General features: G+C 73.5%; 11 protein-coding genes. 3 read left to right on the top strand and 8 right to left on the bottom strand.

The genetic code is table 11. The annotated features are described in order from the left end of the window. The gene (locus MNY62_RS01565) at positions 1 to 1710 is read right to left on the bottom strand and encodes a carbon starvation CstA family protein (protein ID WP_242342332.1); all 1710 of its coding nucleotides are present in this window, start codon (positions 1708 to 1710) and stop codon (positions 1 to 3) included. A gap of 158 nt (positions 1711 to 1868) precedes the next feature. Next, positions 1869 to 3494, bottom strand: a complete 1626-nt coding sequence (locus MNY62_RS01560; protein WP_242342331.1) for an ATP-binding protein — start codon at positions 3492 to 3494, stop codon at positions 1869 to 1871. A 216-nt stretch (positions 3495 to 3710) separates the two neighbouring features. On the opposite strand from MNY62_RS01560, the gene MNY62_RS01555 reads away from it, so the two are divergent. Then, positions 3711 to 4085, top strand: a complete 375-nt coding sequence (locus MNY62_RS01555) for a DUF4865 family protein (RefSeq protein ID WP_242342330.1) — start codon at positions 3711 to 3713, stop codon at positions 4083 to 4085. Positions 4086 to 4109: 24 nt separating this feature from the next. After that, positions 4110 to 5261 carry an NAD(P)/FAD-dependent oxidoreductase gene (locus MNY62_RS01550; RefSeq protein ID WP_242342329.1) on the top strand — a complete coding sequence of 384 codons (1152 nt, stop codon included), beginning with the start codon at positions 4110 to 4112 and terminating at the stop codon, positions 5259 to 5261. Between the two features lie 66 nt (positions 5262 to 5327). On the opposite strand, the gene senB is transcribed toward MNY62_RS01550, so the two are convergent. From senB to MNY62_RS01530, 4 genes are all read right to left on the bottom strand, one after another. After that, on the bottom strand, positions 5328 to 6284 hold the full coding sequence (gene senB / locus MNY62_RS01545; RefSeq protein ID WP_242342328.1) for a selenoneine biosynthesis selenosugar synthase SenB: 957 nt from the start codon (positions 6282 to 6284) through the stop codon (positions 5328 to 5330). After that, positions 6272 to 7549: a selenoneine synthase SenA gene (gene senA / locus MNY62_RS01540; protein WP_242342327.1), complete on the bottom strand. Its 1278-nt coding sequence runs from the start codon at positions 7547 to 7549 to the stop codon at positions 6272 to 6274. Before senA ends, senB begins: the two co-directional genes overlap by 13 nt. 179 nt (positions 7550 to 7728) lie before the next feature. After that, entirely contained in the window at positions 7729 to 8448 is a 720-nt protein-coding gene (locus tag MNY62_RS01535; RefSeq protein WP_242342326.1) for an oxygen-binding di-iron domain-containing protein, read from the bottom strand. Between the two features lie 365 nt (positions 8449 to 8813). After that, complete coding sequence (locus MNY62_RS01530; protein WP_242342325.1) at positions 8814 to 11150, bottom strand: CARDB domain-containing protein; 2337 nt, start codon at positions 11148 to 11150, stop codon at positions 8814 to 8816. Positions 11151 to 11500: 350 nt separating this feature from the next. On the opposite strand from MNY62_RS01530, the gene MNY62_RS01525 reads away from it, so the two are divergent. Continuing rightward, a complete protein-coding gene (locus tag MNY62_RS01525; protein ID WP_242342324.1) occupies positions 11501 to 11941 on the top strand; it encodes a response regulator in 441 nt (146 codons plus the stop codon). A gap of 19 nt (positions 11942 to 11960) precedes the next feature. Here the strand turns inward: MNY62_RS01525 and MNY62_RS01520 are convergent, their stop codons facing one another. After that, entirely contained in the window at positions 11961 to 12677 is a 717-nt protein-coding gene (locus MNY62_RS01520) for an ABC transporter ATP-binding protein (protein WP_242342359.1), read from the bottom strand. An 11-nt stretch (positions 12678 to 12688) separates the two neighbouring features. Then, positions 12689 to 14656: a branched-chain amino acid ABC transporter ATP-binding protein/permease gene (locus MNY62_RS01515; protein ID WP_242342323.1), complete on the bottom strand. Its 1968-nt coding sequence runs from the start codon at positions 14654 to 14656 to the stop codon at positions 12689 to 12691. Positions 14657 to 14661: the final 5 nt, after the last annotated feature.

Here is a 14661-nt window from a genome sequence, read left to right as displayed (position 1 = left end):
TCACGCCGCGCGCACGCCCCCCGCCTTCGCCGGCGCGGTCGGGCGCGGCCGCGACACCACCCGGCTCGCCTCGTAGACCAGGAACGCGGTCAGGCCGAAGAGGAGCACGCCCACGACGGCGTTGGCGACCTGCGGGAGCACCGGCACGCCGGGCTTCGGCGCGAGCACCGCGCGCGTGAACTGGAGCGTCTGCCCGAGGAGGGACCACAGCGTGATCACCATGAGGAAGAGCATCGGCGCGAGCGTGAACCAGTACCGCTTGCCCGACCGCTCGAGCCAGACCGTGACCGCGAGCAGCGTGAGCGCGGCGAGGAGCTGGTTGGACGTGCCGAACAGCGTCCAGAACGTCCGGTAGCCGCCGGGCCCGGCCGCGACGAGGATCACCGCCGGGACCGCCGCCGTCACCGCGGTGCCGACGAGCGCCGCCGTGCGGCCGTGCCTGCCGGCGAGCTCCTGCAGGATGAGCCGGCCGAGGCGCGTCGCGACGTCGAGGGTGTCGAAGACGAACGTCGAGAAGGCCATCGCCCCGAAGGTGGCCGCGAACAGGAACGCGCCCTTGCCGATGATCACCGTGAGGAAGCGCGCGATGCCGTCTCCGTACACGCGGCCGGGCGCGGCACCCTTCGAGACCTCCGGCGCCACGATCATGATCGTCGCGAGCGCGATCACCGCGACGAGGCCCTCGAGCAGCATCCCGCCGTAGCCGACGGGCTTGCAGTCGCTCTCCTTCGCGATCTGCTTCGAGGTGGTGCCCGAGCAGACGAGGCCGTGGAACCCGGAGCACGCGCCGCACGCGATGGTGACGAAGAGGAACGGGAACATCGACCCGGAGAGGCCCGCCAGCGGCGCGGCCGTCACGATGGGCTGCCTGACGTCGAACCCGCCGAAGAGGATGCCGACGAGGCCGATCGCGAGGGCGAGGTACAGGACGAACCCGCCGAGATAGCCGCGCGGCTGGAGGAGCGTCCAGACCGGGAGGACCGAGGCGAGGAAGCAGTAGGCCATGATGACGACGGCCCACGTCGTCTGCGAGAACAGGAGGACCGTGGAGACCCGCGTCCCGAGCCAGACCACCCCGAGCGTCGCCGGCACGAAGACGATCGTCATGAGCCAGAGCGGCGGGTCCCACTTGCGCTGCACGAGCCCCATCACGACCGCGAGCAGGAGGTACATCGTGGACGCGGCCGCGACGGCGCCGCCCGGGTTGAACGCGAAGCTGCCCTCGAGCTCCTGCGTCTTCCCCACGAACGTCGCCGCGGTGATGTCGGCGAAGGCGATGATGAGGTAGACGAGCGCGATCCAGATGAACACGAGCATCGCGAGCCAGGCGCGCCCGCCGAGGTTCTCCTTCACGATCTCGGCGACGGAGCGCGCGCGGTGGCGGACGCTCGCGACGAGCGCGGAGAAGTCGTGGACCGCGCCGATGAACACCACCCCGAGCGCGATCCAGAGGAGCGACGGCCCCCAGCCGAAGAGCTGGCAGGCGATGATCGGGCCGGCGATCGGTCCGGCCGCCGCGATCGCGCTGAAGTGCTGCCCGAGCAGGAAGAAGCGGCGGGTGGGGACGAAGTCGACCCCGTCGTTCACCTGCACCGCGGGCGTCTTGGCGCCGTCGTCGAGCGCGTACTGCCTCGCGATGAGCTTGCCGTAGAGCGTGTAGCCGAGGGTCAGGACGACGACCACGAGGATTGCGAGCAGGGTCAGGCTCATGTTCCCCTCCGTCGCCAGCGGTGCGTCCGCTCGTTCCGGAGACGCACGCCGCGTGAACGCGATGGGCGTCATTGACGCATTGTCGAATGGGTACGCGAGCAAGCCTCGTGGGGCGGCCGTTGCGGGTGAGGCGCGCTGCCGCGCGACCTTCGCTCTGGCTACGCGCGCCCGGCCCGCGGGGCGGTCGCGAGCAGCTGCTCGAGCGTCTCGAGCGAGACGGGCTTCGCGAGGTGACGGCTGAAGCCCGCCTCCGCCGCGAGCCGCCGATCCTCGGGCAGGGCGTAGCCGGTCACCGCGACCAGGAAGGTCGAGGAGAGCGCCGGGTCCGCGCGGAGAGCGCGCGCGACCTCGTACCCATTCATCACCGGCAGGCCGATGTCGCAGAGCACGACCTCGGGGCGCAGGGCGCGGGCCCGCTCCACGCCGGCGGCTCCGTCGTGGGCCACCGTCACGTCGTGCCCCCACATGAGCAGCAGCTCGCGGAGCGTCTCCGCCGCGTCGACGTTGTCCTCGATGACGAGCACGCGCAGGGGGCCCCCCGGGGTCACCGGAACGGGCGTCTCGGCGCGCAGGAGAGGGCTCTCCGGCGCGAGCGGCAGGTGGACGACGAGCTCCGCTCCCCGGCCGGCGCCGCCGCTGCGCGCCTCGACGGACCCGCCGTGCAGCGTGACGAGCCCCTTCACGAGGGAGAGCCCCAGGCCGAGCCCACCCCGCGACCGGTGCAGGCTGTCGTCGGCCTGCGTGAACGGCTCGAACACGCGGCCGAGCATCTCGGCGGGGATGCCCGCGCCGTCGTCCCGGACCCGTACGACCCCCTCGCCGGCTTGCCGCTCCAGCGTGACCTCGACGTGGCCGCCGCGATCCGTGAACTTCGCCGCGTTCTGGAGCAGGTTCCCGATCACCTGCGCGAGGCGGGTCGCGTCTGCGTCGAGCCAGGCCGGGACCTCGCCGAGACGGACCTCGACGGCGATGTCGCGCGAGGCGAACAGCGTCCGGTGGTCCTCCACGGTGCGGCGGAGCAGGTCGGCGAGCTCGACGCGCGAGCGCTTCAGGCGGATCTTCCCGCGCGAGATGCGGGTCACGTCGAGCAGGTCGTCGACGATGCGCGTCAGGTGCACGACCTGGCGGTCGATGATCGCCTTCGCGCGGGCGGCGTCGTCACCGCCCGGCTCCACGCGATCGAGCAGCGATAGCGCGTTGCGGATCGGCGCGAGCGGGTTGCGCAGCTCGTGAGAGAGGACCCCGAGGAACTCGTCCTTGCGGCGGTCCGTCTCCCGCAGGAGCGCGTTGCTGCGTCGGAGCTCCTGCTCGGCGCGGCTCACCCGGGCCTTCTCGGACCGCAGCCGCCGCTGCGACCGCTGGAGCAGCCCGATGGCGGCGACGATCGCGAGCGACGCTACGGCGAACGCGGCGAGCCGCGCCACCTCCTGGTGCGAGCGAAAGGGCTCCTGGAAGTACCTCCAGAACCCGAGTCCCACGATCGCGCTGAACGCGATCCCCGGGCCGGCCCCGAGGGTGTACACGACCAGCGCGACGCCCGCGACGGGGAGGGAGAAGACGAAGCCGTGGAGGAGATCTTCGAGGGCTCCGCTCGCGGCGAGCAAGCTCGCGGCGCAGCCCACCGCGAGCGCGTAGCGGATCGCGCGCGAGCTCCAGGTCGACTTCTCGTCCGCGGGGATCTCCGGCGGCTCTCCCGCGCCCGGCGCCGGCGCGTCGGACCGCAGGGATCGCTCCGCCGGGTCGATCAGCGCCGAAGGCGCTGCAGAGTGCGCATGCCTCGCCATGGCCGTTCAACGGACGGTAGCACCTGGGCGCATCGGCGAGTGAGGGGGGTCCTGTGAGACGAGCCCCTACGGGGACGGGGGCCGCAGGGCAGGCCGATCACAGGCCGGCGAGCCAGGCGGGCGCGGCGCGGAGGTTGGTCGCGTGGAGACAGGGTCTCGCCAGCAGTGCCCGCGGGCCTCCGCGCGGCTAGGAGAGTTCGCGAGGAGGAGCGAGCGATGTTCGCGACGACGATACGCTTCACCCTGCCAGCGGACACGGACTGGGAGCGGCTCCGGCAGATCGCGATCCGGCGCGCGTTCGATCTCTACCGGACGATGCCGGGGCTCCGCGCGAAGGCGTTCATCTTCGCGCCCGAGCGGAGCGAGTACGGCGGCAACTACGTGTGGGAGACGCAGGATGATGCCGAGGCGTTCCTGCGCTCCGATGCCTGGCGGACGGCCATCTCCATGTACGGAGAGCCGCGCCTCGAGCGCGCCGAGATCTGCGCCTACATCGAGAGCGGCGACCTGGTGTTCCCGCCCGACTACGACCTCATGCCCTCCGCGTCCGGGGCCGAGCGCGAGTCACCGTCGCCGAGCCCGGCGGGCTGAGCCGCCGACCCGAGGGAGATCGCCATGAGCGCGAGCGTCCTGGTCCTCGGCGGGGGTGTCGGTGGAAACGTGGCTGCGACGGAGCTGCGGCGCCTGCTCCCGCCCGAGCATTCCATCACCCTCGTCGAGCGCTCGGAGGACTTCGTCCTGGGCGCGTCCCTCCTGTGGATCGCCGTCGGCGAGAGGCGGCCCGCGGAGGTGACCCGGCGGATCGCCACGCTGTCGGCGCGCGGGGTCGAGGTCGTCCGTGGCGAGATCGAGCGGATCGATTCCTCGCGACGCCAGGTCACGGTCGCCGGCCGCGAGCTCGCCGCGGATCACCTCGTCGTCGCGCTCGGGGCGGAGCTCGACGCGTCCGGCGTGCCGGGGCTCGCGGCGTCGGGTCATTCGCTCTACGAGCTCGAGGGGGCGGTCTCGCTCCGCGACGCGCTCGAGCGGTTCACCCGGGGCCGCTTCGTGGTCCTCACCGCTGCGCCCGCGTACAAGTGCCCGGCGGCGCCGTACGAGGCGGCGATGCTCGTCGAGTGGCACCTGCGCCGGCGCGGCGTGCGCGACGCGACCACCCTCGAGCTCTTCGCGGCGGAGCCCGCGCCGATGGGGGTCGCCGGCCCGGCGGTGTCGGCGGCCGTGCGCGACCTGCTCGGAGCGAAGGGCATCGCCTACCACCCGGCGCACCAGGTCGTCCGCGCCGACCCCGCCGCCCGCCAGCTCGAGTTCCAGGACGGGACGACGGCGGGCTACGACCTGCTCGCCTATGTCGCGCCGCACCGCGCGCCGCGCGTCGTCCGGGAGGCCGGCCTCACCGGCGAGAGCGGGTGGATCCCGGTCGACCGCGCGACGCTGCGGACCCGCTTCGAGCGGGTCTGGGCGGTGGGGGACGTCACCGGCATACCGCTCTCGCTGGGCAAGCCGCTGCCGAAGGCCGGCACGTTCGCGAGCGGCGAGGCGGAGGTCGTCGCGCGGATCATCGCGCGCGAGATCACCGGCCAGGGCGACGCCGGGCCGTACGCGGCGATCGGCGAGTGCTGGGTGGAGACCGGCGACGGGCTCGCCGCGTTCGGGAAGGGCGACTTCTTCGCCGAGCCCGCTCCGGCCGTCACGCTGCAGCCGCCCGGCGCAGTCGCCCACCGCGCCAAGGAGGCGTGGGAGCGCGACTGGCTCGCGCGCTGGTCGTGAACCACGTTCGACCCGCGTGAGTCGCTCCCCGCGCCGCCTCGCGCGCTCCCCGCCGACGGCCGGGCGTCACCAGAGCTCGGCGAGCAGCTCGCGCCACGCGGCCCGCTCGCGGGCGGGCTCGACGAGCGGGCGCGCGCGCTCGACGCCGGCCCGGAGCGCGGTCAGGAGCGCGGCGTCCTCCTCCGCGCGGAGGAGCGTCTCCGCGAGGGCGCCGGCGTCGCCGACCGGGAAGAAGCCCGGGTAGTCGGGACCGAGCACGCCCATCGACCCGGCGATGCGCGTCGACAGCACCGGCACGCGCGACGCGAGGGCCTCGGAGACGGCGTTCGAGCCGCCCTCCAGCCGCGAGGTCACGACGAGCAGCGCGCTGCCCGCGAGCGTGGCGAGCGCTTCGGAGCGGCGGCGCTCGCCGAGCCAGCGGTAGCGGCCGTTCTCGGCCGTCTCGCGGCGAGCGCGCGCCTCCGCGCCGGGGTCGAGCGCGGCGCCGAGGTGGACGAGCTCGACGCGCGAGCGGGCCGGGAGGCGCCGCACGGCGTCCGCGGCCAGGAACGCGTCCTTCACCGCGCGGATGTGCGCGAGCAGGCAGACCCGGAACACCCCGGGCGGCGGGGGTTCCGGTCGCGCGGGGTGGGCCGACTGGAAGATCGTCCGCGCCTTGAGCCGGACCTCGGGCGGGAGCGCCTCGATCCCGAGCGGCTGGAGGACGGTGAGGCGCGTCGCGAGCTCGAGCGAGCGGCGGGCCAGAGGCGAGGCGGGCAGGTCCTGGTAGAGGTCGGTCCCCGCGAGCCCGACGACGAGCGGCGCGTCGGGGCGCGCCTCGCGGTAGCGCACGACGGACGGGTGGCTCTTCGTGGCGTGGAGCGCGACGAGGAGATCGCAGCGCTGGCCCGCCCAGGCCTCCTCGAGCCGGACGTGGTGGCCGAGCGCGCGGAGCTGCCCGGCCCAGCGGAGCGCGGTCACGCGGTTGCCCTTGTGCGATCCGCGCGGGGCGGGGGTGACGAGGAGGATGCTCAGGCGGCGCACGTTCGGAATCCGGCCCAGAGGTCGCGTCGGTCGGGCGTGTAGAAGTTGCGGAAGGTGGTCGAGATCAGGCGCGCCGGGGTCGCGAAGCTGCCACCGCGCAGCACCTTGTGCGTGCCGAACCAGGGCTGCGAGTACTCGCGGTACGGGTCCGGCGCGAAGCCAGGGTAGGGAAGGAAGTCGCTCGCGGTCCACTCCCAGACGTTCCCGACGAGCTGCCGGCAGCCGAAGGCGCTGTCGCCCGCGGGGAGCGCCCCGACGTCCAGGGCGTGGAGCCGGCGCGCGCCGAGGTGCGCGCGACCGGGATCGGGCGGAGCCTCGCCCCAGGGAAAGCGCCGCTTCCCCGGCGAGAGCCGCCCGCCGGGTCCCGGCTCGCCCGCGGCCGCCGCCTCCCACTCCGCCTCGCTCGGGAGCCGCCGCCCCGCCCAGCGGCACCACGCCTCGGCCTCGAACCAGGCTACGTTCACCATCGGTCGATGCGGCTCCAGCGGAACCCAGCGATCGAAGTCCCGACGGAAGAACTGCCCGTCGCGGCGGTCCCAGTAGGCCGGCCCCGCGACCCCGTTCGCGGCGCGCCAGCGCCAGCCCGCCTCGCTCCAGAGGTCACGCCGGCCGTAGCCGCCGTCCAGGACGAAGTCCGCGAAGCGGGCCTGCGTGACGGGTGCCCGGGAGATCCGGAACGGCGCGAGCTCGACCGGGTGGGCCCACTTCTCGTTGTCGAACACGAAGCGCTCCCCACGCTCGGCGCCGAGCCGGAACGCGCCGCCCGCCACGGCGGCGTCGCCGGGCAGGTCGCCGGCGTCCGGCGGTTCCGCGGGCACCTCGTCGGAGAGCGGCGGCTGCGCGTACCCGAGCGTCTGCCGCGTGAAGGCCATCGCCTCGAAGTGCATGTCCTCGTGGAAGACGCTCAGCGCGACGAAGTACGGATCCGCCTCGCCGCGCGCGGAGAGCGCGGCGACGCGCGTCTCCACGTCCCGCAGGTAGGCCGTGGTCTCGGCGAAGCCGGGGAGCGGGAGGTCCCAGCGCGTGTCGTGCGGGACGGCAGACGAGTCATAGAGGGCGTCGCCGTCGGTGCGGAGCGGCGCCAGCCCGGCCGCGTGGCGCAGGACCCAGCGCTCCTGGAACCAGGCCACGTGCCCGAGCTCCCACAGGGGCGGGTTCACGATCGCGAGCTGCGGGCCGAGGAGTTGTCCCTCCGACAGCGCCGACGCGAGCTCGAGCGTTCGACGCCTGGCGTCGGCGACCGGTCCGGTGAGCTGCTGAGGCATCCCGGAGATGTAGCGGGGCGACGGCGGGCAGGCTCGGAGAGCCTCGGACGGGTCTTGCGAGCAGGAGGCGGCGCCAGCGCGCGCCGGCGTCGGCCGCCCGCCGGAGTCCGCGATCCAGCCGATCGGTGCGGGAGGTCTGGGCCGGCGCGCCGCTCCCGGACTGAACCCGGGGGCGACGGTCACGCCCGCCGCTCGAGCGCGTCCGCGAGCGCGGCGAGGAGCGTCGCGCCGTCGCCGTGCCAGGCGGCTCCGTGCATGCACGCGAGCGTGCGCGGCCCGGTCGCCGCGAGCTTCTCGAGCGTGGCGCGCGTCGCGGGGGCGTGGGCGTAATAGTCGAGCAAGCCGCGCATGGCCTCGGAGGGCCCGAGGATGTCGGACTCCGTGAGCGGCGAATGGCTCGCGCCGGGCTGGGTGAAGAGGTCGCCGCACAGGAGCGTCCGCGTGGTCGCCTCCGACAGGAACCCGCAGTCCCAGCCGTGCGGCACGTGCGGTGCGTCGTGCCAGACCACCTCGTGACGACCGAGCGAGAGGCGCTCGCCGTCCGCGAGCGGCCGCGGCGGGCGGATCGCGAGGTCGCCCACCGAGGTCATCGCGCCGATCCGGCTGCAGGCGGCCTCCGCTCTCGGCGCCGCGGCGAGGAACTCGTTCAGGGCGCCGCACTCGTCCTGCTCCAGGTGCGAGAACGCGACCCAGCGCAGCTTCTCGACCGGCATCACCCGGGCGATCGCGTCGCGAACGGAGGGGAAGATCCGGCGCAGGCCGGTGTGGAACAGGAGCGGCTCGTCGTCCACGACGAGGTACTGGTTGAAGGTGAAGCCGCCCGGGACGGCCGCCAGGGGGGTGCTGATCCGGTAGATGCCGTCCGCGACCTCGTCGATGCGGGTGCCTGCCTCGTCCATGCCGTGCTCCTTGTCGCCGCGCTCCGCGGCGGGGACCGCCGCCCTGACGGCGATGAGCTGGACGCATAACGACGGGACGTCTGGTTACACGAACCTGGCGAGCATGTTCGGCGTGCCCCCTTGGGCTCCGGGGGCCTGCCCGCTCGCGTGCTCCTACCGCAGCGGATCGGGTGGCGCTCGACGCGAGGGACGCGCCCGACCTCGCGGCCGGCGCCGCGGATCGGCCGCGGCGCGACACCGAGCGGCTCGATCGCTGCCTCGAGGGGCTCCCGCCGCGGCGCGCGGTGCCAGAGCTCGAGAGATCGGGGTGAGAACCGCAGGCCGGCCCACGTCGCCGCGAGCCGGCCTGCGCGCCCTCGTTCGCGCTACGGCACGATGTTCACGTCGTCGTTGCCTGCGATCGCCTGGCCCGTGTAGGTGCGCCCCTGGAGCACCGCGGACGTGGACGCCGTCGTCAGCTGGAGCGCCTCGGTGGCGACCTGCACGACGAGGTCCTTGAGCCCGTCACCGTTCACGTCCTCCGCCGACGCCGAGGGCGTCCCGTTCCCGCGGAGCACGATCGGCGAGCTCGCGAGCGTCACCGTGAGAGGGTCCACCGTGGTCGCGTCGAAGGTCGGGCTGCTCAGGATCGCGACCGGCACGACGCCGTTCGAGCCGAGGTTGATGCTGTTCGGGGAGCTGCCCGGCTTGATGTCCACGCCGACGATGATCGTCGTCGCGGCGGGGAGGATGGAGATGGCCCCGAGCGTGATGATGTTGTTGGCGTTGTTCGACTCCGGGACCCGGTTGTCCCAGTCGATGAGGCCGATCACGGGCCACGAGAGCGGATCGAAGTTCGACGGGATGGCCACGGGGATGGTGAGCGTGACCTGCGCGCCGGCGGCGAGGCCCGGCACGGAGAGGTTGCCGAGCCACCAGTCGTCGTCCGACTCGTCGCACGACGTGCGGCGAGTGCAGACGCTCCCGTCGCGCGTCAGCACGATGCTCACGCCGGACGCCTTCGAGTCGCCGCCCCCCTGGTTCACGAGGGTGACGGTCATGGGGACCGTCTCGCCCTGCGCGGCCGAGGCAGGGAACGACGTGGCCACCCACGCCAGGTCCGGCAGGTAGACGGTGAGCGGCTGGGAGTCGGTCACGTTGTTGGACTCGTCGCTCTCGGGAACGCCCTGGTACACGTCTGCGGTGGCCCGCACGACGGCCGACCCGGCCGCGAGGTTGGAGCCGAGGGTGTAGGTGGCGGTCACCGTCTGCTGGCCGCCGGCCGGGAGCGCGCCGACCGCGACGTTGCCGAGCGAGGCCACGAGGGCGCCGGTGGTGCTCGAGACGAGGGAGAACGTGAGGACGGACCCGTTCGCGTTCCCGAGCCCCCGGTTCACGACCGTGGCGCTGACCGTCAAGGGCTGGAGCGTGCCGATCGAGGACGGCGCCGCGACCGACGCCACGGCGAGATCGGGGCCGTTCACCTGGATGGCGGCGGCGCCCACGTTGTTCGCCAGATCCGGATCGCCCACGCTTGGCGAGGTGGCCCGGACCACGAGGTACGCCGGGCCGGAGACGGTGGCCGCGTTGGCGGGCACCGTGCAGGTCGCCGTCGCCGGCTGCTCGGAGCCGGGCGCGAGCGTCGCGATCGCGGTGTAGCAGACCTGGACGTCGTTCGCCGAGTAGTACGGGTCCGTCGAGAGGTAGCCGTAGACCCAGACGTACCCCTGCGAACCGGGGCCGAGGTTCCGCACGGTCGCCGTGAAGGAGAGCTGCTGGAGGGTGCTCGCGGCCGGAGGGGCAGCGATCGCGGTCACCGCGAGGTCCGAGGTCATCGCCTGGAAGCTCTGCAGCCGGTCGTTGCCGGAGTCGGCGACGACGACGCGGGCTCCGCCCTGGTCAAACGCAATGCCGGCGGGCGACGCGAGCTGGCCGGCGTCGATCCCCGGCGTGCCGAACGCGGCGACGAAGGCGCCGGAGGGGGTGAAGACCTGCACGCGGGCGTTGCCGCTGTCCACCACGTAGACGTTGCCGCCGGCGTCCACCTCCACGCCCGTGGGCCTGCTGAGCTGGCCCTCGGCGACGCCCGTCGCACCGAAGTCGAAGACGCCGTTCCTGGAGGCGACGATCCGGTCGTTCCCGGTGTCCGCGACATAGACCGAGCCGTCGGCGCCGAGCGCGACGTCGGTCGGGGAGTCGTACTGGCCCGGCCCGGAGCCGTGGCCGCCGTTCGGGACGGCCGGCCAGTCCTGGCCGTAGTCCTGGAGCATGATGACCGCGACGCGGTGATTGCCGGTGTCCGCGACGTACAGGAACATGTCGTCGCAGGCGAGGCCGTGGGGAGCATTCATGCCCCCGTACACGGCGACGAGGTTCCCGGCCGTGTCGAACAGCTGGACACGGTTGTTGTTCGTATCGGCGACGTAGACGTTCGGCTCGCAGACGGCGATGCCGGTCGGGCCGTCGAGCTGCCCGTTCCCGCTGCCGAGGCTGCCCCAGGAGCGCAGGAACGCGCCGGCGCGCGAGAAGACCTGGACGCGCGCGTTGGCGGTGTCGGTGACGTAGACGTTGCCGGACCCGTCGACCGCCGTGCCCCAAGGCGCGTCGAGCTGACCCGCGCCCGAGCCCGGGGTGCCGATCTGGGCGATGAAGTCGCCCGGGGACGCGGAGGCGGTGCCGGCGAGCGCCAGCGCCGCGAGGAAGACCACCCATCGAGTGTTCATTGTCGAGATCCCTCTCACGCACCGCACCCTGCGGTGCCCGCCGACGTTCACGGTCGGTGTCCGGCCTATACCGTACGTGACCCGACCGGCGCCTACCCCGAACGCGTTTGCTCACCGTCAACTTCCGCTCGGCGTGCGGCGGAACGCCGCGCGTGCGGCAGAGGCGCGGCCCGATGCCGGAACGGCGCCGAGGCGCCTGCGCTCGGGCTCGAACGGCGCGGGTATAGGCTCGACGAGCGCAGGCGACGGTGGAGCATCCGCGGCGACCGGGCAGGCGCCCGGCTCGACGGCCGCCTCCCTTGCGCCACGCGCGTCGAGTCGCCACGGTTCGGCGAAGGGGGCGACGAATCGTGATCCAGGAAGCTCAGCCGGGGGCCGGCAGCGCCGGCACCGGGACCGCCGAGGTGCAGGAGCGCGAGCCGCGCCTCGACCCCCGCGCGAGCGTGCTCGTCGTGGAGGACGAGCACGAGCTGCGCGAGCTCATCGCGCGCTGGCTCGAGGGCAAGGGCTACCACGTGGTCGAGGCGGCCGACGGGCGGGACGCGGTCGACCTGCTCGAGGCGGGCCTCGAGCCGGACGTGATCCTGCTCGACCTGACGATGCCCCGGATGGACGGCCGGGCCTTCCTGGACTGGCTCCGCTCGAAGCCGAAGCACCAGGGCCGCCGCGTCATCGTCGCGAGCGCCTACCTCGAGGACGAGCCGGTGCTCGACGCGGACCGGACGTTCGCGAAGCCGTTCCGCCCCGACCTGCTCGAGCGCGAGCTCGCGCGGCTCGTCTCCGGGGACTGAGGCGCCCCGCTCTCCCCGCTCAGCCGAGGTACGCCGCGAGCAGCCGCTCGTCCCGGCGAAGCTCGGCGGGAGTGCCCTCGATGGCGATGCGCCCGCGCTCCATCACGTAGGCGTAGTCGGCCACCTCGAGCGCGGTCTTCGCGAACTGCTCGACGAGCAGCATGGTCATGCCCTCCGCCTTGAGCTGGCGGATCGTGCGGAAGACCTCCTGCACGATGACCGGCGCGAGGCCCATCGAGGGCTCGTCGAGCAGCATCAGCTTGGGCCGCGCCATCAGAGCCCGGCCGATGGCGAGCATCTGCTGCTCGCCGCCGGAGAGGGTTCCGGCGAGCTGCCTGCGCCGCTCGCGCAGGCGCGGGAAGAGCGCGTACACGCGCTCGAGATCCGACGCCGCGCGGCCGCGGAACCCGAAGAAGCGCGGCAGCCGCCCGTACGCGCCGAGGAGCAGGTTGTCCTCCACGCAGAGCGTGCCGAACACCTTGCGCCCCTCCGGCGCGTGCGCGAGCCCGAGCCGCGCGATCCGCGACGCCGCGAGGCCCTGGACGGGGTTCCCGTCGAGGAGCACGCGACCCCGCGCCGGCCGGAGGAGCCCCGAGATGGCGCGCATCGTCGTGGTCTTCCCCGCGCCGTTCGCGCCGATGAGGGCCACCACCGTCCCCGGCTTCACGGCGAGCGAGGTCCCGAGCAGCACCTCGCTCAGTCCGTACCCCGCGTAGACGTCCTCCACGAGCAGCATCGCGCTCTCCCTCATGAGATCCGCGCGCCCGCCGCCGGCGGCGCGGGCTCGGTGGCGACGTCCCCGACGTTGCCCAGGTAGGCCTCGATGACCTTGGGGTGGCGCTTCACCTCGTCGGGCGTGCCCTCCGCGATGAGCTTGCCGCCGTCGAGCGCGGTCACGACGTCGCAGAGCTGCGTCACCACGTCCATGTGGTGCTCGATGAGCACGATCGTCACGCCGCGCTGCCGAATCCGCCGGATGATCTCCACCTGCTTCACCACGTCGGGGTGGGCGAGGCCGGCGGCCGGCTCGTCGAGAATGAGGACCTCGGGCTTCCGCGCGAGGGCCCGCGCGATCTCGAGGAACCGCTGCGCGCCGTAGGTGAGGTCCTTCGCCGGCGTGCGCGCCTCGTCCCCCAGCCCGACGAGCTCGAGCAGCGCGAGGGCGTCGGCGCGGGCGCGCCGGTCCTCCGCGCGGCCGAGGCCGAGCAGCACGAACGGCAGCGGCGCCCGGTACACGCCGGTGAGCGCGACCATCACGTTCTCGAGCGCGGTGAGCCCGGTGAAGAGCTGGAGGTTCTGGAAGGTGCGCGCGACGCCGGCCCGCGCGACGCGGACGAGGCTGCCCTGGGGGAGCGCGCTGCCCCTGAGCAGCGCCACGCCCGAGGTCGGCGTGTAGAGGCCGGAGACGACGTTCACGAGCGTGCTCTTGCCCGAGCCGTTCGGGCCGATGAGGCCGTGGACGTGGCCGGCCCGAACGGAGAGGGAGACGCCATCCACCGCCTTCACGCCGCCGAAGTGGCGCCTGAGGTCGCGCAGCTCGAGGAGCACGGCCCCGTCCGCTGGCCGGGCGGGGAGGACCGCGTCGAGGGGTGACGCGGGCGGCAGCGTCGGCGGGGCGATGCGGAGGAGCTGCGCGAGGAAGCGGGTGGCGAAGCCCATGAGCCCCTCGGGCAGCCCCACCACCACCGAGAACAGCATCAGCGCGAAGATCGCCTTGCGCCAGTCCTCGGTGTTCTCGACGACGAGCCCGCCCAGCACGAGGGTGAGGGTCGCGACCACCGGCGCGATCGCCTGGAACGGCCGCATCGTGCGCCGGACGAGCCCGCGCGCGCCGGCGGCGAGCGCGACGGCGAGCCCGAGGGCGGAGAAGGCCTGGAACAGCGTCCGGTTCGAGAGCAGGTTCGGCAGGAGCGCCACGAGCGTCGCGCCCACGAACGCGCCCCACAGGCTCTTCCGCCCGCCGAGCACCACCCCGAGCAGCAGGATCACCGTGAGCTCGTAGACGAAGCTCTGCGGCTGAAGGTACTGGAAGTTGAACGCGTACAGCGCGCCGGCGAGGCCGCCCAGCCCGGAGCCGAACGCGAACGCCGCGACCTTGTGGCGGTAGGTGCCGACCCCCATCGCGTCGGTGGCGATGGGGCTGTCGCGAAGCGCCTCGAACGCGCGGCCCCACTGCGACGAGAGCAGGTTCCGCATCGCGATCCAGACCATCGCCAGGAGCGCCATGCACAGCCAGTAGAAGTCGCGGGCCCCGAGCGCGTGCCCGAGGAGCGGCGGGCGGGAGAGGCTGAAGCCCTGGGCGCCCTGCGTCAGCCACTCGAGCTCGTTCAGCGCGGTGGTCGCGAGCGCGGTGAAGCTCAGCGTCGCGAGCGCGAACTGCGGTCCCTCGAGCCGGAGCGCCGGCAGCGCCAGGAGCGCGCCGAGGACGAAGCACACGGACGGCGCGATGACGAGCGCGCCCACGAGCCCCAGGCCGGAGTGGGTGACGACGATCGCCGCCGTGTAGGCGCCGAGGCCGAGGAACGCCGCCTGGGCGAGGTTCACCTGGCCGAGGTAGCCGACCGTGACGTCGAGGCCGATGAGGAGGATGCCGTAGATCGCGAGGAGCGTGAGGAGCCCGAGCGCGTACGGGCTCCTCACGGCGAGGGGGAGCGCCGCGAGGGACACGAACAGGAGGAGCTCGGCACCGCGCACCAGGAGCAGCCGTTTCAGCATGACGC

The organism is Anaeromyxobacter terrae (assembly GCF_022690685.1).
In the GTDB taxonomy this organism is placed as follows: Bacteria; Myxococcota; Myxococcia; order Myxococcales; family Anaeromyxobacteraceae; genus Anaeromyxobacter; species Anaeromyxobacter terrae.
The sequence above is the reverse complement of the archived record's forward strand: the minus strand, read 5'-3'. Positions and strand labels throughout refer to the sequence as shown.